The 18,213-nt window shown below is 70.0% G+C and carries 13 protein-coding genes and 1 pseudogene; 7 read left to right on the forward strand and 7 right to left on the reverse strand.

What is annotated here, in order from left to right; genetic code table 11:
* The first annotated feature begins 374 nt into the window (after window positions 1-374).
* The 5 genes from ACIQFZ_RS38540 to ACIQFZ_RS38560 all read left to right on the forward strand — a co-directional run bounded on the left by ACIQFZ_RS38540 (window position 375) and on the right by ACIQFZ_RS38560 (window position 6,641).
* Window positions 375-2,738 carry a helix-turn-helix domain-containing protein gene (locus ACIQFZ_RS38540; protein WP_402693444.1) on the forward strand — a complete coding sequence of 788 codons (2,364 nt, stop codon included), beginning with the start codon at window positions 375-377 and terminating at the stop codon, window positions 2,736-2,738.
* 142 nt (window positions 2,739-2,880) lie between these two features.
* A complete protein-coding gene (locus tag ACIQFZ_RS38545) occupies window positions 2,881-3,579 on the forward strand; it encodes an alpha/beta fold hydrolase (RefSeq protein ID WP_402693445.1) in 699 nt (232 codons plus the stop codon).
* Window positions 3,580-3,662: 83 nt separating this feature from the next.
* The gene (locus ACIQFZ_RS38550) at window positions 3,663-4,502 is read left to right on the forward strand and encodes an alpha/beta fold hydrolase (RefSeq protein WP_383060020.1); all 840 of its coding nucleotides are present in this window, start codon (window positions 3,663-3,665) and stop codon (window positions 4,500-4,502) included.
* A 227-nt stretch (window positions 4,503-4,729) separates the two neighbouring features.
* Window positions 4,730-6,154: a serine/threonine-protein kinase gene (locus ACIQFZ_RS38555; RefSeq protein WP_402693446.1), complete on the forward strand. Its 1,425-nt coding sequence runs from the start codon at window positions 4,730-4,732 to the stop codon at window positions 6,152-6,154.
* A gap of 52 nt (window positions 6,155-6,206) precedes the next feature.
* The gene (locus ACIQFZ_RS38560; protein WP_383060019.1) at window positions 6,207-6,641 is read left to right on the forward strand and encodes a hypothetical protein; all 435 of its coding nucleotides are present in this window, start codon (window positions 6,207-6,209) and stop codon (window positions 6,639-6,641) included.
* A 4-nt stretch (window positions 6,642-6,645) separates the two neighbouring features.
* Here ACIQFZ_RS38560 and ACIQFZ_RS38565 read toward each other — a convergent pair whose 3' ends face one another.
* Window positions 6,646-6,882: a hypothetical protein gene (locus ACIQFZ_RS38565; protein WP_365435769.1), complete on the reverse strand. Its 237-nt coding sequence runs from the start codon at window positions 6,880-6,882 to the stop codon at window positions 6,646-6,648.
* An 18-nt stretch (window positions 6,883-6,900) separates the two neighbouring features.
* Window positions 6,901-7,353 (reverse strand): hypothetical protein, encoded by a 453-nt coding sequence (locus tag ACIQFZ_RS38570; RefSeq protein ID WP_365775941.1) that lies wholly within the window; start codon window positions 7,351-7,353, stop codon window positions 6,901-6,903.
* A 390-nt stretch (window positions 7,354-7,743) separates the two neighbouring features.
* Here ACIQFZ_RS38570 and ACIQFZ_RS38575 point away from each other — a divergent pair, with 390 nt between their 5' ends.
* The gene (locus ACIQFZ_RS38575) at window positions 7,744-8,835 is read left to right on the forward strand and encodes a hypothetical protein (RefSeq protein WP_402693447.1); all 1,092 of its coding nucleotides are present in this window, start codon (window positions 7,744-7,746) and stop codon (window positions 8,833-8,835) included.
* A 389-nt stretch (window positions 8,836-9,224) separates the two neighbouring features.
* On the opposite strand, the gene ACIQFZ_RS38580 is transcribed toward ACIQFZ_RS38575, so the two are convergent.
* From ACIQFZ_RS38580 to ACIQFZ_RS38590, 3 genes are all read right to left on the reverse strand, one after another.
* Window positions 9,225-9,587, reverse strand: coding sequence for a hypothetical protein (locus ACIQFZ_RS38580; protein ID WP_383060015.1), 363 nt, complete (start codon window positions 9,585-9,587; stop codon window positions 9,225-9,227).
* Window positions 9,588-9,800: 213 nt separating this feature from the next.
* Entirely contained in the window at window positions 9,801-10,229 is a 429-nt protein-coding gene (locus ACIQFZ_RS38585) for a hypothetical protein (protein WP_402693448.1), read from the reverse strand.
* Entirely contained in the window at window positions 10,217-13,969 is a 3,753-nt protein-coding gene (locus ACIQFZ_RS38590; RefSeq protein WP_402693449.1) for a S8 family serine peptidase, read from the reverse strand. The genes ACIQFZ_RS38585 and ACIQFZ_RS38590 overlap by 13 nt, the downstream gene beginning before the upstream one ends.
* A gap of 208 nt (window positions 13,970-14,177) precedes the next feature.
* On the opposite strand from ACIQFZ_RS38590, the pseudogene ACIQFZ_RS38595 reads away from it, so the two are divergent.
* Window positions 14,178-14,405, forward strand: a pseudogene (locus tag ACIQFZ_RS38595) (acetamidase/formamidase family protein); the annotation flags it as partial.
* Between the two features lie 70 nt (window positions 14,406-14,475).
* Here the strand turns inward: ACIQFZ_RS38595 and ACIQFZ_RS38600 are convergent.
* Both ACIQFZ_RS38600 and ACIQFZ_RS38605 read right to left on the reverse strand, forming a co-directional pair.
* On the reverse strand, window positions 14,476-16,644 hold the full coding sequence (locus ACIQFZ_RS38600; RefSeq protein WP_383060032.1) for an RICIN domain-containing protein: 2,169 nt from the start codon (window positions 16,642-16,644) through the stop codon (window positions 14,476-14,478).
* 101 nt (window positions 16,645-16,745) lie between these two features.
* Window positions 16,746-18,104: a lectin gene (locus tag ACIQFZ_RS38605; protein ID WP_402693450.1), complete on the reverse strand. Its 1,359-nt coding sequence runs from the start codon at window positions 18,102-18,104 to the stop codon at window positions 16,746-16,748.
* Window positions 18,105-18,213: the final 109 nt, after the last annotated feature.

Consider the following 18,213-nt stretch of genomic DNA (forward strand, 5'->3'; position numbering starts at 1 on the left):
GCTGGAAGCGTGAAGAACTCCCATCATCGCAGGTCACAAGGCACTTCCTCGTCTCCGGAGAAGCTATCCACAGACATCAAGCCGGTGGATCCGGGCTCAGTCTCACGGTCGTGGCATTTCCTCGGAGTCTGCGGAGGGCTTCCCCGGGGAGGAGATCCTTGCGGCCATGCCGCTGTTGCCAGCGAGCCGCCCTCATCCTGCGTGGGCGTCGAACCTCTCTGACCGCCGTTCTGACGTGCGCCTGGCCGCATGCTTCCGCGCTGCCTCCGAGGCGCGGCATGCGCTGAGGCACTGGCTGTCCGGTGCCGTGAGCTCGCTGCTTGACTCGAGCGCCCGGTTTCAGATGGGCCAGCCAACCTGACTGCGCATAAGGGGTGTTGGCTGGATTTAACGGAAGCTCTGTCACTTCTTCGTGGCCTCAGTACGCTTGCCCCCATACGAACGGTTCACATGCCTGCTCCGCCCGCACGAGGTGTCCCATCGCTGATGACCCGAATCTCGCGGAGTTGCTGCGCCGCCATCGGCAGACAGCCCGCCTGACGCTGGAACAACTCGCGGAAGCATCCGGAGTCAGTGCCCGCACGCTGTCGGACATGGAGCGGGGACGGAGCAGAGGACCCCAGCACCGGACGGTCATCGCGGTGGCGGACGCGCTCTCATTGACGGGTGAGGGCCGCGAGCGGCTCATCGCGTTGGCGCGGGACGGTCGTCTGCGTGACCACTGGACCCGTCCGGCTGGGCTGTGCGAACTTCCGCGTTCGGTCGAGGACTTCACGGGGCGGCCAGCGGAGCTTGCGTGGATGGATGAGCTGGTCCACGCCGAGGTTTCGCCCGGTGGCGCGGTGGTGGGGCTCGTCACCGGCTCAGCGGGGTCGGGCAAGACCACCTTCGTCATCCGCGCCGCTCACGCGCTGCGGCCGGGATTTCCCGACGGGGTGTTCTTCCTCGATCTCTTCGGCATGTCGGCGCAGCCTCGTCCTGTCGAGGACGCACTGGGGCTCCTGCTGGGTGCGCTCGGCGTCGCCGAGCGTCAGTTGCCGGCCGACGCCCAGGCACGGGCTTCCCTGTATCGGTCGTTGCTGCGCGATCGGCAGGTCCTCGTAGTCCTCGACGACGCCGCGTCCGAGGAGCAGATCCGCCCGCTGCTTGCGGCGGACGGTCCGAGCAGGGTGCTGGTCACCAGCCGACGGCTGCTGGCCGGCCTGGAGGGCGTACGCCGCCTGGTCCTTGGCCCGCTGCAGTTGCCGGAGGCCATGGATTTGCTGACCGGCATCGTGGGCGAGCGTTCCGTGACGGACGGGCCTGTGGCCCTGTCTCGGCTCGCGCAACTGTGCGGTGGGTTGCCGCTGGCGCTGCGGATCATCGGCAACAGGCTTCTCAGCCGCCCGGGTTGGAGCATCACTGAACTCGCCGCCCGGTTGTCGGACGAAGAAGGGCGTCTGGAGCATTTCAAGGCCGGCGACCTGAAGATCGCCAACGCGTTCGGGATGTCGTACGAGCAGCTCGGTGTTGTCGCGCGGCGGGTGTTTCGCCGACTGTCCGTGGTACCGGGTCAGGACATCGACGCCGAGGTCGCAGCCGTGGTCGGCGCCGTGGAACGCGCGGCTGCCTGGGATGCGCTGGACGAGCTGGTCGATCTCGGTCTGCTGCAGGACGGTGCCGCGGGTCGCTATCGCTTTCACGACCTGGTACGTCTCTTCGCCCGCGACCGGTTGCAACGGGAGGAGACAGCAGCCGACCGCACGGCGCTGACCGTGGAGGTGAGGTCCTGGCTGCTGCGGATGGCCACTATGGCCGGGCGGTGGTTCGAACCTGGTTACGGCCGCCCCGACGGACCCGATGCCGATCTGGTGGTGCTGTCGGATCTGGAGGAGGCTGACCGGTGGCTGCGGGCGAACCTGGACAACTGGCTCGGTGCCCTGCGGCAGGCCCAGGATGCCGGTGAATACGCCGCCGTGTTGGACTGTGCCGAGGCCATGCACTGGTTCTCCGACCAGTGGGTGCACGGGCCGCACTGGCAGGAGGTCTTCACTCTCGGCGCCCGTGCCGCCGGCGCCCTGGGCGATCTGGTGCAGCAGGCGACCCAGCTGAACTATCTGTCTTGGGTGCACGCCATCCCGCTGGACGACCCGGAAGGTGCACTGCGCTGTGCGGCTGAGGCGCTGGACCTGGCCACCCGCGTCGAGGCCACGACACAGATCGCCTGGTCGCACAGCTACATCGCGATCGCCCGCCGCAAGCTCAAGCACTTCGAGGCAGCCGTCAGTTCCGCGTCCCGGGCGGTAAAGCTGTTCGGGTCCCTCGGCGACACCGATGCGTACTTCTCGAGCATCAGCAATCTCGGTTACTGCCTACGCGACGCCGGGTGTCATGCCGAGGCGGCGGAAAGATTCCGTGAGGCGCTCGCCCTGGTCAGCGATGAACGATCGGGCATAACGCCGAGCATCGCGGCGCACCTGCGACCCCACTACCTGGCGGACCTCGGCCGGTGCCTGGCGCAACTCGGCCACCGCTCCGAAGCGATCACCACGCTCACTGAGGCCACCGACCTCATGGAGCCGTACGACTCCGACTACCACCAAGGCGGCGCCCTGGAAGCCCTCGCAGCCTTGCTGGCCAGGGACTGCCGCATGCAGGAGAGCCGGCGTGCCTACGCCCGTGCGGCGGCGGTGTTCGAGGCGAGCGGCGAGTTGGAAGCGCACCGCCGCTGCCGCGACCTGGCCGCCGGCGCCCCCTGAGAGCCACGGGCCGACGGTGCGTGCGGGCTCCGGTATGCAGAAACTTCTGCGTGCTGTTCTGCATGGTCCGGTCTCTGTCGCGGGAGTTGACTGGGCGGCACCGGACAGGCGCGGGGCCTGTCCCTCTCCGACAGGAGTGACCATGGCGACCATCAGGAACATCGTGCTCGTGCACGGCGGATTCGTGGATGGCTCGGGCTGGCAGGGCGTCCACGAGCAACTGACCGCCGACGGCTACCAGGTGCACGTCGTACAGAACCCCACCCTGTCGCTGGCCGGTGACGTCGCCGCCACCCACCAGATCCTCGACGGCCTCGACGGACCGGCCGTGCTGGTCGGCCACTCCTACGGCGGCACCGTCATCACCGAGGCCGGCAACCACCCCAACGTCGCTGCACTCGTCTACATCACCGCCTTCGCCCCGGACAAGGGAGAGTCGGTCAACACCCTGATCGCCGACCCGCCGCCCGGCGCACCGGTGCCCCCGATCCTGCCCCCGCAGGGCGGGTTCCTGTTCCTGGACCGCACCAAGTTCGCGGACTCGTTCGCCGCCGACCTGCCCGCCTCCCAGGCCGCGTTCCTGGCCGACTCCCAAGTCCCCTGGGGCATGGAGGCACTTGAAGGCGCCATCTCCGAACCGGCCTGGCGGGCCAAGCCCGCCTGGTACCTGGTCGCCACCGACGACCGCATGATCCCGCCGTCCGCCCAGCGCGCCATGGCCGAGCGCACCGGCGCCACCGTCTCCGAGACCCCCGGAAGCCACGCGGTCTACGTCTCCCGCCCCGCCACCGTGGCCGCCGTCATCACTCAGGCCGCCGAAGGCCGCAACGGCAACGCATAACAGCTCCCCGCGCCAACACCCTTCCTTCCGCCCGGGCGGGCACCCCGCCGGGGCGCACCTCTACCTCGACGAGGGAGACCCGCATGCCCGCACGCCCCACATTCACCCGCCGCAGAGTCATCGCCACCGGCGCGGCCGCCGCGGCATCGGCCGCGATCCTCACCCCGAGCAGCGCCACCGCCGCGGTCACCAGCCACAACTCGCCGGGCGCCAAGCCGACCATCGCGCTGGTCCACGGCGGCTACGCCGATTCATCTTGCTGGAACGGAGTCATTCAGGAACTGCAGAGCAAGGGTTACACCACGATCGCCGGGTCGAACCCGCTGAGGGGTATCCCCACCGACGCCCCGTACATCGCGAGTTTGCTGGACTCCATCAGCGGGCCGATCGTGCTGGTCGCACATTCCATGGGCGGAACCGTCATCACGAATGCCGCTGCCGGAAAGAGCAACGTCAAGGCGTTGGTCTACATCGCAGCGTTCGTGCCCGATGTGGGCGAGACCCAGGGGGAACTCATCGACAAGTTCCCAGGCAGCGAGGTCCTGCCCGTGAGCGTGCCGGTCCCCTACACGAAGCCCGACGGCACCACCGGAACCGACCTGTACCTGAGCAAGGACGGCCAGGCCGCCTTCGCCGCCGACGTGTCCACAGCTACCTTCCGACTCCTGCAGTCCACTCAGCGGCCCTTCGACGCGGACTCCTTCACCTATCCGACTCAGGCCGCCGCGTGGCGGACGATCCCGTCGTGGGGGCTGGTCGCCGGCCAGGACAAGGCGATCCCGCCCGCGGCCGAACGCTGGATGTACAGCCGTGCGAACTTCCGCAAGGTCGTCGAAGTGCCGACCTCGTCCCACGTCGCGATGATCAGTCACCCGAAGGCCACCGCGAAGCTCATCGAGGACGCCGCCAGAGCCACCAGGTGACCACCACCGTTCCGGTCTGTGCTCGCTTCGTCGAACTGGTGGGCGGGGGTTCTGATAGCCTGCTGCGATCTTGGAAATGGGACCCCGTCGGTGTGCGCTGGCGGTCCGGCTACCGCGCGGTCGCTGCCCTTGACCGGGCGGTATCTAATCGCGCGAGCGAGAGGAACCCTGGTGCCCTCCGGCTTGGCAGGGTTCGGTCCTGGCAGTCCACTTGGAGGGCGTTCGGCGTGCTGTTGGCGGCTCGGTACCAGCTCGAGGAGCTTCTCGGCCGAGGGGGGATGGGGGAGGTCTGGCGCGCGCGAGACGAGGTCCTTGGCCGTCCGGTCGCGGTCAAGCTTCTTCTGGCCGGGGGTATCGACCCGTCGGCCGCGGCCCGCTTCCGGCAGGAGGCGCAGACGACCGCTCGCCTGAGCCACCCCAACATCGTCGCGATTTACGACTTCGGCCAGGCCGACGACCGTCTGTACCTGGTCATGGAAATGGTCCAGGGGTGCAGCCTGGCCGACCAGCTGGCCTCGGCGGGGACGCTCACGCCCCGCGAGGTGGCCGCCATCGGCGGCCAGACCGCCGCAGGCCTGGCCGCCGCACACCGGCAGAACGTCATCCACCGCGACATCAAGCCCGCCAACCTTCTGATTGCCCCCGACGGCACGGTCAAGGTGGTGGACTTCGGTATCGCCCGCCTCGCCGACGACACGGCGGCCGGGCTCACCAGCGCGGGCATGATCGTGGGAACCGTCTCCTACCTCGCTCCGGAACGAGCCCTCGGAACCGACGCCGGCCCGGCCTCCGACATGTACGCGCTCGGCTGCGTCCTGTACGAGCTCCTTGTGGGGCACCCGCCCTTCCGCGCGGACACCCCGACCGCACTGCTCTACCAGCACGTCCAGGAGCTGCCCGCACCGCCGCGGAGTATGGGGGCAGAGCTTCCGGTGGAGCTCGAACAACTCGTCCTGGCGCTGCTCGCCAAGGAACCGGAAGCGCGCCCCGGCGCCGAACAGGTCGCGGACTGGCTGTCCGCTCCGGGAAGGTCGAGCGCGGCCGCGACGGCGCAGCCCACACCACCGCCGTCCTCACGACCGGCCGCCGCGGTGGGACGCACGGCCGTGCTGCCGGCTCCTGCCACACGACGATCCCGCAGGCGTGACTCCCGGTCGCGCACGGCAGCGATCTCGGGACTCGCAGCGGCCGCCCTCGCGACCGTGGGATACCTCCTCTTCCAGCCGGACTCCGCTGCCGACTCCCCTTCCGCGACCCAGGCAGCAACGTCGTCGACCACCGCCCCTGCTTCCTCGTCGCCTTCTGCTTCGCCTCCGCCGAGCCCGTCCACTGCCGTCGACACACCCGCAGCGTTGTCGAACGACCCCGGGGTGCTGCTCGCCCAGGTGTCCCAGGAACTGAGCACTGCCGCCGGCGAAGGTCGGCTCGACCCGCACCTCGCCGACGATCTGGAACACAAGGTCTCCCAAGCCCAGGACAAGCTGGCTGAGGGCGGACGGAAGGGGAAGGACAAGACCAAGGACGCACGCAAACGGGTCCGCGACATCCGGCACGAACTCGCCGACGCCGAGGAGGACCAGGAGTTCACCAGTACCCCTGAGCTCGACCGGCTCCTCGATCACCTCGCGTCCCTGGTCGGGGAAACCGACTAGCTAGGAGCTGTCCGGCCGATCACGGTCGTGGGCTGTCCGGCATGACGCCTGGGTGAGCATCATCGTTGAGTTCTTCGTGGCTCCGGATGACACGTCAGCGGCTTTGGTTCTTCAGACCGGGCCGCGACGCGCATTCGAGTCGCTCTCCTTCGGCAACTTCGATCCCGAAGAAGCTGTGGTCGAGTGGGAGTGCCTTCTTGCCGGCGGCAGCTTCGAGGAACTCGTGGAAGCTGGCGAGCCTCGTCTCGTCGCCGGTCAGGAGGATGACGGGTGCGTCGTCTTCGCGATCTCGTCTCGCCTGTCCGCAGCACTCGCCGAGGCTGAGCGGTCCGAGCTGGAGGACGCCGCTGTCGCGTGGTCCTCGCAGCGTGCGAAGGACGGCGAGGTCATCGGTATGGAGATCGCCTCCGTGATCCTGGGTGATCTGGCTGCTCTCGTCAGCAGTGCCCGACGCCAGGGCCAAGGTGCCTACTGCTGGGTCGCGTAGAGGTTCACGTTCGGAGCCAGATCGCAACGGACGCCGCGGTGGCGGTGCCGAGGAAGACGTAGCCGCGCTTGTCGTAGCGCGTGGCGACCGCTCGGGACGCCCGCCAGGGCTGGAGGTGATGGAAGGCTTCGTGGGTCAGCTCGATGTCGCCTCGGCCGAGCCGCTGGAGGAGGTCAGCGGTGGAGCCGGGGTTCCCTTTGCGCCTGTCGAGCCAGGCGGGGCCGGACAGCGGGCGGTCCATGGCCAGGAGCGAGGAAGCTCAAGGGAGGAGTTCGGGGCGGATGCGGCCGGTTCCGTCGTCCAGCAGTTCGTCGAGCCGGTCGGCGATGGTGCATCGAGTGCAGAGCCGTGCGCGGTGGAGCTTGTCCTCCGCCCCGCACCGAGAGCATTGGTAGGACATCACCTTGCTGCGGCCGCTCCGATTCCTCAGGATCGGCCACCGCATCGGCTTCTTGATCGCTCGGGGCCAGTCCTGGCCGGACCGGGGCGGCAGCAGACGGGACCGCGCTTCCTGGCCGGCCTCCTTCCAGGCGTTGGTCAGCGAGCGCCTGGAGGTGTCGTGCTGGGACGGCACGCTGCGCCGGGCGATCCGGACGCAGCGGAGGTAGGAGAGCCGGTCGGCATCCAGGACCGGCCCACTCGCTGCGGCGGCGCGCGCGAACCGCCGGACGGCCTGATGGACCGCGAGCAGGGCCCACAACTCCTGCCGCACGGCTTCAGGAGTGCGTGATCGGAGCGGCCCGCCGGAACCGAATGCGCAAGATGGGGGAGGCCCTGAGTCGGCCGATGCCGACCGCGAAGGGGCCCAGGGCGACGCCGGGGCAGGGAGGCCGCGTCTCGACGTCGGCCGCACGCGCCGCTCGACCACCACCAAGCGCAAGCCGAAGGGGACCACCGCCGAGGGCACAGAGCAGGCCGGACACCTGCGGCGCGGGAGCAGCGGACAGCAGCAGGCTCGCAAGGGCAGACAGAAATACGGGCTCAGGTCAGTCGCCCAGTTCCTGGCCGAGGTCCATGTCTGACCCGGCGGTCCGCCGAGTTCGCGCGCCACGTAGGCTGCGCCCGTCGAGGGAGCGCCCTGGGGAGGGAGAGACCGCAGGTCATGGCAACGGGGACACGGGGGCGGTGGTGGCTGCTCAGCAGGCGGGTGCTCGGGATCGTGGCGGTGGTGCTCGCCGTCGTCGCAGGCGTCGGCTGGTTGGTCAAGCCGGTGTGGCAGCCCTGGTGGTACGCCGCGACGCTGTGCGGGGGCAACCTGTCGGGCGACGATCTCGCCGAACTGCTGCCGAACGAAAGGCTGCAGGCCGGCGAGGACACCTTCGGCTCTGGGCACGGCCTGCTCAGATGTGGGGTGAACGAGAGCGATGGCCGGCACTTCGTCCTCAAGGCCGAGGCAGAGATCGACACAGGCGAGTCGTTGGGTCCGCTGGCCATGGAGTTCACCAGGCTGAGAGACCTCCACTATGCCTATCCCCGGTCCGTCCCCGGTTTCTACGGCAAGTTCGGCCCCGTGATCATTCAGGAGTGCCCGAAGCTCGGCCGCGACTCCGAGGGCCACAAGCGGCGCCTCGTCACCAGCCTGTACGGCATATGGCACGGTCCCTCGCCCCAGTCCCTGCGTACGGCCGTGCGCATCGCCAACGGCGCCAACGCCGAGATCGGCTGCGGGGCCGACCCGCTGCCGCTGCCGGACCGCGTCGAATCCGCCCGGAAGCTGTCCCTGAGCCAGACGGAGGGCACGATGTGCGGCTGGCTGGCCCAGGACACACTGCCCAGGAGCCCGTCCGGCAAGGAGTGGCAGGTGGTCGCGCCCACGGACGAGCGGGCCCCGGTCACCAGCTGCTCGCTGATCGACTCCGGGACGGGCGAGTCCGCCGTGAACCTCACGGGCTGGTACGGCGATTGGACGGACAAGCCCTTCGAGAGGCTACTCTCGGACAACGTGCAGATCCCGAAGGGGCACAGCTACCGCGACGCGCTGCTCGGCAAGAACTTCGGCCGTGCCAAGGCCCGATGTGCCGGGGAGTCCGCCAATTTCCTCGCCAACAGCTACGCCCGGGACAGCTCCAGATCGGTGCTGCCGATGAGCGAGGTGCGGCACCTCCTCAACGAGTTCGCGGCGGACCAGGCCCAACGCCGCGGCTGCACCGGCCTGGAGCTCCCCGGTCGCACCGTCTACCCGGACTGGGACTGACGGCTGGCTTTGTTGACTTCAACCGACAGCGTTTGTTCATGAGTTCCGGCGGCGTTCGGTGATCGTCGATCCTCTGGATGTTCACGGGAAATGACGGCAGGCATGCTCTGGCGCCTACTGCCTCGCCCCTCGTCCTGCATCGCGGATCGGTCGTGATCACCGGCGCACAAAGCCGCGAGTGGTGGCAGCATGCCGCGTCATCGCCCGGCGCACGCCGTCGGTGAAGCGCCCGTGTGGCGCTGCCGAGTGCCGTGACCACACGTTCTCGTTCTCGGCGCGGGCCGTCACGGGCGCCGGTGACGCCCATGACGGCCGCGGCGTACACACGTTGCACGCGGGAGGCCCGCGACCGGGGGCGCGGGCCTGTCTCCGCAGAGTTGATCGTTCTGTCAGGACGAGCGGAGCCCGAATCCCAGAGCGCGCCTCAGCGCGATGTGGGTTAGCCAGGCCATCCCGAAGGTGAAGGGCGCGACAGTATTGTCGGAGGGGCCGGGAATGATGGAGCAGATCGCCATGACGGCGAACGGGATCCAGACCCGGAGCAGCGTGTGCTGAACGGCCGCCGAGCCCGGCGCGAGCCTGGTCAGGAAGGGGACGAGGAGCCCGGTCACAGCGAACGGGATGGTGAGGCCCGTGTGCTTCGCCGCCTCGAACACCGTCCAGGCGAGCAGGAAGAGGCCGAACACGCCCCAGGCGAAACGTGTGGCCCAGGAGGCTGGACTTGTTGCGGCACTGGCGGTCTCACGCGTCATGGTGACTCTCTCCCCGTGTCGTGCGCTTCACGCGTTGGGACACTAGCCGTCAGCAGTATGCGGCGTGCCGCTGCTTGCGCGCTCGCATCCATCCGTCCGCTCGCAGGGATCCCGTCGATCAGCGGCTTGTAGGGATCCAGCGCGGTCGGCCGTGGCGGCAGCTTCTTCCTCGGCTCCGGCCAGGCCGAGTCCACCGGCCTTGCGGACCGTCCGTCACGACACGTTGTATTTGCACTCGATCTCTCGCAGCGCCCCGCCGCCGCGGTGGTCGCACCGGATCGTGGCGCGCATCTCGCCGTGCACGACGTCGAGGCTCGCGTCGTCGAGCCGGTCCCGGTCCTGGCGGGCCCGGTACAGGGCAGTGAGCCGGTCGGTGGCCTCTCTGGTGCGGCGCACCTCGATCTCGCGGGGGGAGAGAGAGACCAGTTCGGCGAGGGCGGTCTGCGGCGGCGCCGCGGTGAGCATCCCGTCGTCGGTGTACTCGGCCAGGACGAGCGCGACGAGGCGGGCCGCCGCCCTGCCGCGGACCGCCGGGCCCAGCGGCCCGTCCTCGACGAGCCGCTGGTGGAGCCGTTCCTCGGCGGCACCGAGACCGATGCCGCCGAGGGACGATGGGCGCGGCGCACGCCTTACTGGCCGCACCAGATGTCGGTGCAGCCCGAGTTGTACGCCTGGATCAGCGTCTCCGTGAGGGATGCGCCGGTCGCGTCGGTGACCGTGGTGCGCAGCGACACCTTGGCCGTGCCGGCGGCGGGGACGGTGACCTTCCAGCGGTCGCCGTCGCGGCGGGCGTCCGCCGTCCGCCAGGTGTTGCCGTCGTCTGTCGAGTAGGACACCTTCATGGAGTCCACCGGCCCGGTGCGGGTGCCGGCCTGGCTGCCGACGGTGACGGAGTAGGTGAACTCCTTGGCCGGGTCGGCGGTGTTGAGCCGGTCGAGCGGCGTGTCGTAGCCGAGGTCGAAGAGCGCCAGCGGGGCCGCCTTCTCCTCGTGGTGCGAGCGCACGCGCCACTCGTCGGTGATGCGGGCGCCGAGCGTCCAGGTGACCGGGTCGTGGCCCTGACGGCGGGCGTCCACGCTCAGCCGGTACCAGCGGTCGTCGCGCGGCAGGTCGAACACGCCCTGGCCGGGCCGGTCGTTGCTGTCGAGGACCTTGCCCGTGTCGTCGGCGAGGACGGTCGAACCGCTGTCGGCCCCCGGCGCGTACTCCGAGTGGTGCCCGGCCGCGTCGGAGAAGACGGGCAGGTTGACGCTCACCTTGTCGCCGTCCCGGACGACGTTCTTTCCACTGCGCAGTTCTGGGTTGAACGGCGCGGCCATCCAGCTCTCCTTGTACGTACGGCCCTTGGTGTACGTCGTCGGATCGGTGACCTGCGTGGCCAGCGGGAAGGGAATCTCGCCCTCCTCGAACAGGTAGTGGAAGGTGGCCATGGTCCACTGCACGTCGGGCGACACATACACCTGCTGGTCGGCCGGCGCGAGGAACCGGGTGGACTGCTGGACCAGCCGCACCCCACGCCAGCTCGTCCACGCGTACAGGCCCTTCGGGTCGTACGGGTAGCCGTGGGTGTTCTCCCTGGTGTCGATGCGGGCCAGGTCGGCGCGCCGGTCGTACCAGTTGGCGCCTGCGGGCAGTGAGTCGTCCTGCTTGTGGAAGAGGAAGTAGGCGGTCGGCGAGGTGTCGACGCCCTCGACGGTGAGAGTCAGGGGGCCCTTCGCGAGCCGGCGTTCGAGGAGCGGGAGGGAGTCGGCGTTCAGCTGCGCCAGCGGGGTCGGTTCGTAGACCGACACGCTGTACCCGCGGATGATGATGAGGGCGACGCCCGCGTCGGTGAGTTTCTGGTAGGCGGCGTTGTTGGACGCGTTGCTGCCGCTGGACCGCCATAGGACGATCTTGCCCTTGAGGTCCTTGCCGGCGAGGTCGGCGTCGCTGCCGCTGCCGATGTCGACGACCTCGCCGGTCACCTTTCCGGTCCAGCGGTAGATGCTGTACTGGGAGAGCTGGAGATTCAACTCCTGGGGTGTGCCGCCGGGTTCATGGGCGTCGATCTCGCGCTGCTGCCAGCTGGTGGCGCCGAAGAAGCGCATGCCGGCGAACGTCTCACCGGTCTTGGTGGGCACGACCTCGACCTTGTAGGGGCCGGCGGCGCTGGGGGCGACGAGACCGGTGGAGGCGCCGTCGGGGGTGGCGGTGCCGATGCCGGTGGCGCCGTCGGTGGTGGCGCGCACGCCGTCGTCGTCGACGCCGATCCGGACCGGCTTCGCGCCGTCGGTGCTCACGGTGGCGGAGGCGTCGTCGTCGAGGGTGACGCGCTGCGCGTAGTGGATCGCGGTGCTGCCGGTGATCGTGTAGCCGGCCTTCTCGTACTCCCAGACGCTGCCGAGGAGGCGGTACGTGCCGCGCGGCAGGACGACCTTGCGCGGAGTGGTGCCGCTCAGGCTGGTCATGGTGGTGGCGCCGGTCTTCTCGTTCTGGATGACGACACCGGTCGAGGTGGCGTCGGCACCCGGGCGCGGGGCGGGACCGGTGAGGGTCAGAGTGCGGGCGTCGTCCGGCGCCGTGACCGACACGGGGACGCGGACCGTGCCGCGGCCGGGCCGCTCGGCGGTGACAGCGCCGTCGTAGGAGCCTCCGGCCTCGGCGCGGGCCAAGTCGAGCGTGACCTCGGTGGTGGCGCTGCCGTGGGCCGGGACGGTGACCTCGGTGGCGTCCACGCGGACGAGATCGCCGCGGGCGCCGACGGTGAGGGTGACGGGCTTGTCGCCCGTGTTGCGCCAGGTGACCGTGCGGGTCGCGTTGCTGCCCGTGGCGCGGGCGGCGAGCGTGGCGGGCTCGGCGGTGATCTGCGCGGCGGACGCGGCCGGTACGTCGACGAGGCCGGCGCCGGTCTCGTCCACGGTGGTCCCGCGCACGGGTGCAGCGGAGCCGATCAGGGCGGCCTTGAGCTGCTGTCCGCTCCAGTCGGGGTGCTGCTGGCGCAGCAGGGCGGCGGCGCCGGCGACGTGCGGGGTCGCCATGGAGGTGCCGGAAAGGGACGCGTAGCGGGCGTTGACGGCGCTGTCGGCGAGGGTGCCGGCGGCGCGGGCGGCGACGATGTCACTGCCGGGTGCGGATATCTCGGGCTTGACGGCCCAGCGGCCTTGGCGCGGGCCGCGCGAGGAGAACGAGGACAGGTTGCCCTGCTTGGTGACGGAGCCGACGGTGAGCGCGGAGTCTGCGGCGCCGGGAGCGCCGATGGTGCGGTTGCCGGTGTTGCCCGCGGCGATCACGAACAGGGGTCCGTCGCCCGCGGAGAGCCGGTCCACGGCGCTGGACAGCGCGTCGGTGCCGTCGGAGGCGCCGGACTTGCCGAGGCTCATGGAGACGATGTCGGCCTTCTGGCCCGCGGCCCACTCCATGCCGGCGAGGATCCACGAGTCGTAGCCGTAACCGTCGTCGTCGAGGACCTTGCCCTCGAGGAGGTCGGCCCCGGGGGCGACGCCCGCGTACCGGCCGCCGGACGCGGCGCCGGTTCCGGCGACCGTCGAGGAGACGTGGGTGCCGTGGCCCTGCCGGTCCTGGATGCCGTCGCCGGTGAAGTCGGCCTCGGCGGCGACGCGGCCCTTCAGGTCGGGGTGCCCGATGTCGTAGCCGGTGTCGAGGACGGCGACCTTGACGCCCTTGCCGTCGACGCCGCGACGGTGGACCTCGTCGGCGCCGATCTGCGGCACGGACTCGTCGAGGGTCGCCTTGACGCGTCCGTCGAGCCAGACCTTGCCGATGCCCTCGCTCCTGGCGGCCGACGGGGTGGCGAGCTTGCGCCAGACGTCGCCCGCGTTCTTCTTAGGGACCTTCAGGACGGCGGTCCGGGTCCGCTTGAACTCCTTGGCCAGGGTGGCGTGTTCGGGAGCCTTGGGGCCGCTCGCGACCTGGGGCGCGTCGCCGACGACGAGGCGCAGCGCGGAGGTGGCGTCGTCCGCGTATCCGTCGGCGACGAGGGTCGTCACGTCGAAGAGGCGCTGGTCGACGCGGCCGTCGGCGATCTGCCCGGCGGCGTCGATCGGGACCGCGTACTCGTGGCCGTCCACGTGGTAGCGGGTGAAGCCCATGCCGGAGCGGCCGGGGCCCGGCACGATGCGGTCGATACGCGGACCGCCGCCCGCGCGGTCGCTCGCGTAGAAGACGACGTCGCCCGTGACGAGGGTGACGCGGCGGGTGGCGGCTCCGGGTGGCGCGGCGGCCGCCGGATCGACGAACTCCGGCCCCTTCTCGGCCCCGTGAGCGATGGCGGGCAGCGCGCTCCCGAGCACGGCGGCGACCACCACGGCGACACCGGCCGCCCGGCGCCGCACGGCTCGCCCGCCGTCTCGTCCCGCTGTCCTTCTGGGTCTGATGTTGGGCACGCGGAATCCTCCCTGGTCCGACGTTGAAGACGCAGCGAACGATGGCAGGAGGTGGAGCCGAGCGGTGGTCCGGGGACGCGGCGGGAACGCGCCGTGGCGCCAAGCCGCCACGGTGCGTGGTCACTTGACGCGGTCCGGACGCGGCACACATCACCGTCCACTCACAACGGTGGGCGCTTACTGGGCAGATGACGACATCGCCGCCGCTCGCCTCAACGCCATCGAGTACTTCAAGAAGTTCGGCTACAGCGGCGAACAGGCGTACCTGCTGCGCGGCTCCGCGCCCATAGAGGGAGGCATCGGCGGCATCGTCGACATCCCGAACGCCTGCTGCTCGCTGTACCTGCCCACGGCCAGGTTCGACTTCGACGTCCGCCCGTCCACGCCGGGCCCGACGAAGGCCGACCGCGGCCAGTGCGCGCTGGCCGGCGCCTGACCGGCCTCCACCGTGCCGAAGGCCCCGCAGCCCGGGCTGCGGGGCCTTCGCCCGTCATGACCTGGGACGGTTACGGGTAACTAGTGAGGTTCGCGACGTTGTTGGCGGAGTTGGACGGGCCTCCGGTGTTGTTGATCACGCGGCTGATGGTGCCCGTGCCGCCGAGGGAGACCGTGACCATGCTGGTGAAGCGCACGTTCGGGTTGTTCGGTGCCTCGATGGCTCGCGCGGCGGTCACGCCCGGGTTGACGTTGAAGTAGCAGTAGCTGCCGAGGCCGTACGCCTGGTGGCTGGTGACGGAGTCGGCGACCTTGTAGGCGGCGTAGCCCTGGGTGGAGCCGTTCATCCAGGCCGCCTGGTTGGGCGGGTCGTAGGGCATCTCGTTCTGGTAGAAGTACGTCCGGCCGCCGTTGCCGTTCCAGACGGTCTGGTACTTCTGGTAGTGCTCGACGAACAGGCCGTACATCGTGACGTTGTCGCCGTTCACCACGAGTCCGGTGTCGCCGGTGTTGCTGGTCCAGCCGACGCCGCTGCCGTGGTCGGCGCGCCAGATCCACATGTGGTCGCCGATGAGGTTGGCGCTGTTGACGACGAGGCTGGTGGTCGCCTTGCCGACGCCCGCGCCGCCGACGCGGAAGTACACGTCGTGCAGGGAGCTCGGGTTCGCCGCGTGGGAGGCCGAGGAGCCGCGCGGGCCGACCTCCAGCAGCGTGGGCGAGTTGGTGGTGCCCGCGTCGAAGAGGACGCCCGCGATCTTCACACCGTCGACGTCCGCGACCGTCATCGCCGTGACCCCGTTGTCCGGTATGAGCGTGGCGAGGCCGAGGCCCAGGACGACGGTGTCGGGCCGGGTCACCCGCAGGGTCTGGTCGAGGTGGTAGACACCGGGTGTGACCAGGAGGTTCTGGCCCGCGGCCAGGGCGGCGTTGATCTGCGCGGCGGTCGCGCCCGGCTTCACGACGTAGAAGGTGTCCAGGGACAGGGAGGTGCCGGCGGCGCTGCCGCTCGCCCAGCTGGTCGCGGTGGAGTTGGTGCGCACCGCCGGGACGAACACCTGGTAGGCGCCGGCCCCGTCCACGTACAGGAAGGGCTTCTCGCGGGTCACCGGGCTCTGCGTGACCGTCGTGTACGGCGGGTTCGGGAAGCTGGTGGCGGGCACGCCCTGGCTGCCGACGAAGACCATGTTCCAGTTGGACCCGGTCCAGCCGCCGAGCTGCGCGTTACGGGTCAGCCACTGCTGCTGGCTGCCCGAGTTGACCCGGCCGTCGATCTTGCTGTCGGCGAGGTAGCCGCCGCTGGACCAGCCGCCGTCGTCCAGCGCGAGGTTGCCGCGCAGGTGCATCCGGCGGTACGAGGCCGCCTGCGAGACCGCCCAGCGGTCGTTGCCGCCGGTCGGGTTGACGGACAGGTTCTCGGCGCCGCGCCAGAAGTTCTGCGTGGCGTTGCCCTGGAACCAGTCGGCCTCCGCGTGCACCGCGCCGTTGACGGTCACCGCGTCGGGGGTCAGGCCGAGGCCGAGGACCTGGGTGTAGAAGCCGACGTTGACGTCGGCGCTGTAGGTACCCGGCTTGAACATGACAGCGTAGCGCTGGGAGCCGAACTGGTTGGTCTCCTGCTGCCTGAAGATCGTGTTCAGTCTGCTCTGGATCGTCGACGACGACATGGACGGGTCGAAGACGACCACGTTCGGGCCGAGGTCCGCCGATCCCGCGGGCGGGGTCACGGGGGCCACCTGGAAGCGTTGGGCGGCGGTGCCGTTGCAGGTGTACTGCACGAGTTGCACGCTGTCGGCGGTCGAGGCGGCGGGGTCGTCCAGGCACTTGCCGCTGTTGCGGTTGACGAAGTGGTAGGCGCCGCCACCCTCGTCGACGGGCAGCCACTGCTGGTTGGCGCCGCCGCCGTAGGTCCACAGCTGGACCGGGGCGTTGTCGGCCGTGGACACGTTCGTCACGTCCACGACCTGGCCGGCATCGTTGCGGTTGTTGATGCGTACGTAGCCGCCGCTGGTCGCGGTGAAACTCCACTGCTGCGCGGTGGAGTTGTTGCAGGTGTACTGCTGAACCGCCGTGCCGTTGGCGGTGCCGGCGGCGCGGGCGTCGAGGCACTTGCCGCTGGCCGTGTTGACGACGGTGGCCCAGTCGGTGGGCAGGGCGGCGGCCGCGCGCGGGGCGGACGCGTCGGGGTCCGCGGGGGTCGCGGCGTCCGCGGGGGCGGCCGTGAGGAAGGACGCCGCCGCCATGGTGACCAGGCTTGCGGCCAGGTATCTGGTGGCGGGGCGTGGGAGTCGGAACACGGGTCCTCCTTGCCGAACGGGTCGGCCGATGGGGATGGGGGATGAGATCAGCCGGTGTAGGCGGCGAGGACGCGCGTGTACTCCCAGGCGGACTGGCCGACGCCGGAGCAGCTGTCGGCCGGGCCGCCGGTGCACGGACGGTCGCGGTTGGCTGACCAGAAGGTCAGACGGGCCAGGTGGTGCTGCTGGGCGTAGCCGAGGATGGTACGGAAGTCCGCGACCGTCACCGTCTCGTTCTGGTCGGTGATGCCGTTCATCGACGAGATGCCCATGGTGCGGTAGGCCTGGTCGTCGCTGTAGCGGTACGCGTTCTTCAGCGCGTTCTTGAGGCCCTCGGCGGCCTGCACGGTCAGGTTGCCCATGTTCTGGCCGGCGCCGCCGAAGTCGAACGGCATGATGGCCCAGGCGTCGACGGCCAGGCCGGAGGAGGCGGCCCGGTTGATCAGACTGGTGTCGGGGCCGCTCTGCCCGGTGCCGATGGTGATGTACACCTTCAGACCCGGGTTGTTGGCCTTCACGGTCTTCAACGCGTCGACCGTGCGCTGCTGGACGGTCAGGTTGCTGTACGCGTCGGCCTCGAGGTCGATGTCGATGGCTTTCAGCCCGTAGGTGTTGATCACCTTCTGGTACGCGGCGGCGAGTTCGCCCGCGCTGGAGCAGGAACTCTCCAGCTTGTTGCCGCTGTAGCCGCCGAAGGAGGGGATGATGTCGCCGCCGTTCGCGCGCACGGTGTTGACGGTCTGCTGGTCGACGCCGCCGGTGAGCGGCCGGCTGCCGTCCCACTGCGGGTTGCAGTAGCCGTTGGAGAGGACGAAGGCGAGCGTGAACCACTTCACACCGGTGGCGTTGGTGATCGTGGTCGGGCTCGGCGGGCTGCCCCAGCCGTTGTAGAGGTACGGCGCCACGGCCATGGACGTGGCCGGCGGGGGGCCGCCGTCCGCGGCGGGCGCGGTCCACTTCTGGTTGCTCGCTCCGGTGCAGGACCAGATCTGGGCGCGGGCGCCGTTGGCCGACGACCTGTCGGTGACGTCCAGGCACTTGTTGGCCTGCTGGTTGACGATGTCGCGCGCGGCGGTGACGGTCCACTTCTGGTTGGCGGCGCCGGTGCAGGACCACAGCTGGACCTTGGCACCGTCGGCGGTCGAACCGCCGGTGACGTCGAGGCACTTGCCGAGGGCGCGGATGGTGCCGTCGGAGCCGACCGTCCACTGCTGGGCGGCGGTGCCGTTGCAGTCGTAGAGCTGCACGGCCGTGCCGTCGGCCGAGCTGGCACCGGCGACGTCGAGACACTTCCCCGCCAGTCCGGTGATGGTGCCGGTGGCGGCCTGGGCGGGGCTGGCCATGAGGAGGCCGGCGGAGAGGGCGAGTGCGGCGAGGGACGCGACCGCGAGCAGAGGTCTGGCCATGGGGGGAACTGGCCTTTCACGTGGGGGGTGGCGGAACGCGGTCCCAACACCTAGGTGATGCCTGGGCGTTGAGTGCATTCCATGGACTTTGTTTAAGGCGTGAAGCTAA

This window comes from Streptomyces sp. NPDC093064 (assembly GCF_044754605.1).
Lineage (GTDB): Bacteria > Actinomycetota > Actinomycetes > Streptomycetales > Streptomycetaceae > Streptomyces.

What these genes read in the sequence shown, in the direction of transcription:
- ACIQFZ_RS38565 (WP_365435769.1), bottom strand. Translation starts at nt 6,882, where the DNA reads ATGGACCGCCCGCTGTCCGGCCCCGCCTGGCTCGACAGGCGCAAAGGG.
- ACIQFZ_RS38545 (WP_402693445.1), top strand. Translation starts at nt 2,881, where the DNA reads ATGGCGACCATCAGGAACATCGTGCTCGTGCACGGCGGATTCGTGGAT.
- ACIQFZ_RS38600 (WP_383060032.1), bottom strand. Translation starts at nt 16,644, where the DNA reads ATGGCGGCGGCGTCCTTCCTCACGGCCGCCCCCGCGGACGCCGCGACC.
- ACIQFZ_RS38580 (WP_383060015.1), bottom strand. Translation starts at nt 9,587, where the DNA reads ATGACGCGTGAGACCGCCAGTGCCGCAACAAGTCCAGCCTCCTGGGCC.
- ACIQFZ_RS38550 (WP_383060020.1), top strand. Translation starts at nt 3,663, where the DNA reads ATGCCCGCACGCCCCACATTCACCCGCCGCAGAGTCATCGCCACCGGC.
- ACIQFZ_RS38605 (WP_402693450.1), bottom strand. Translation starts at nt 18,104, where the DNA reads ATGGCCAGACCTCTGCTCGCGGTCGCGTCCCTCGCCGCACTCGCCCTC.
- ACIQFZ_RS38575 (WP_402693447.1), top strand. Translation starts at nt 7,744, where the DNA reads ATGGCAACGGGGACACGGGGGCGGTGGTGGCTGCTCAGCAGGCGGGTG.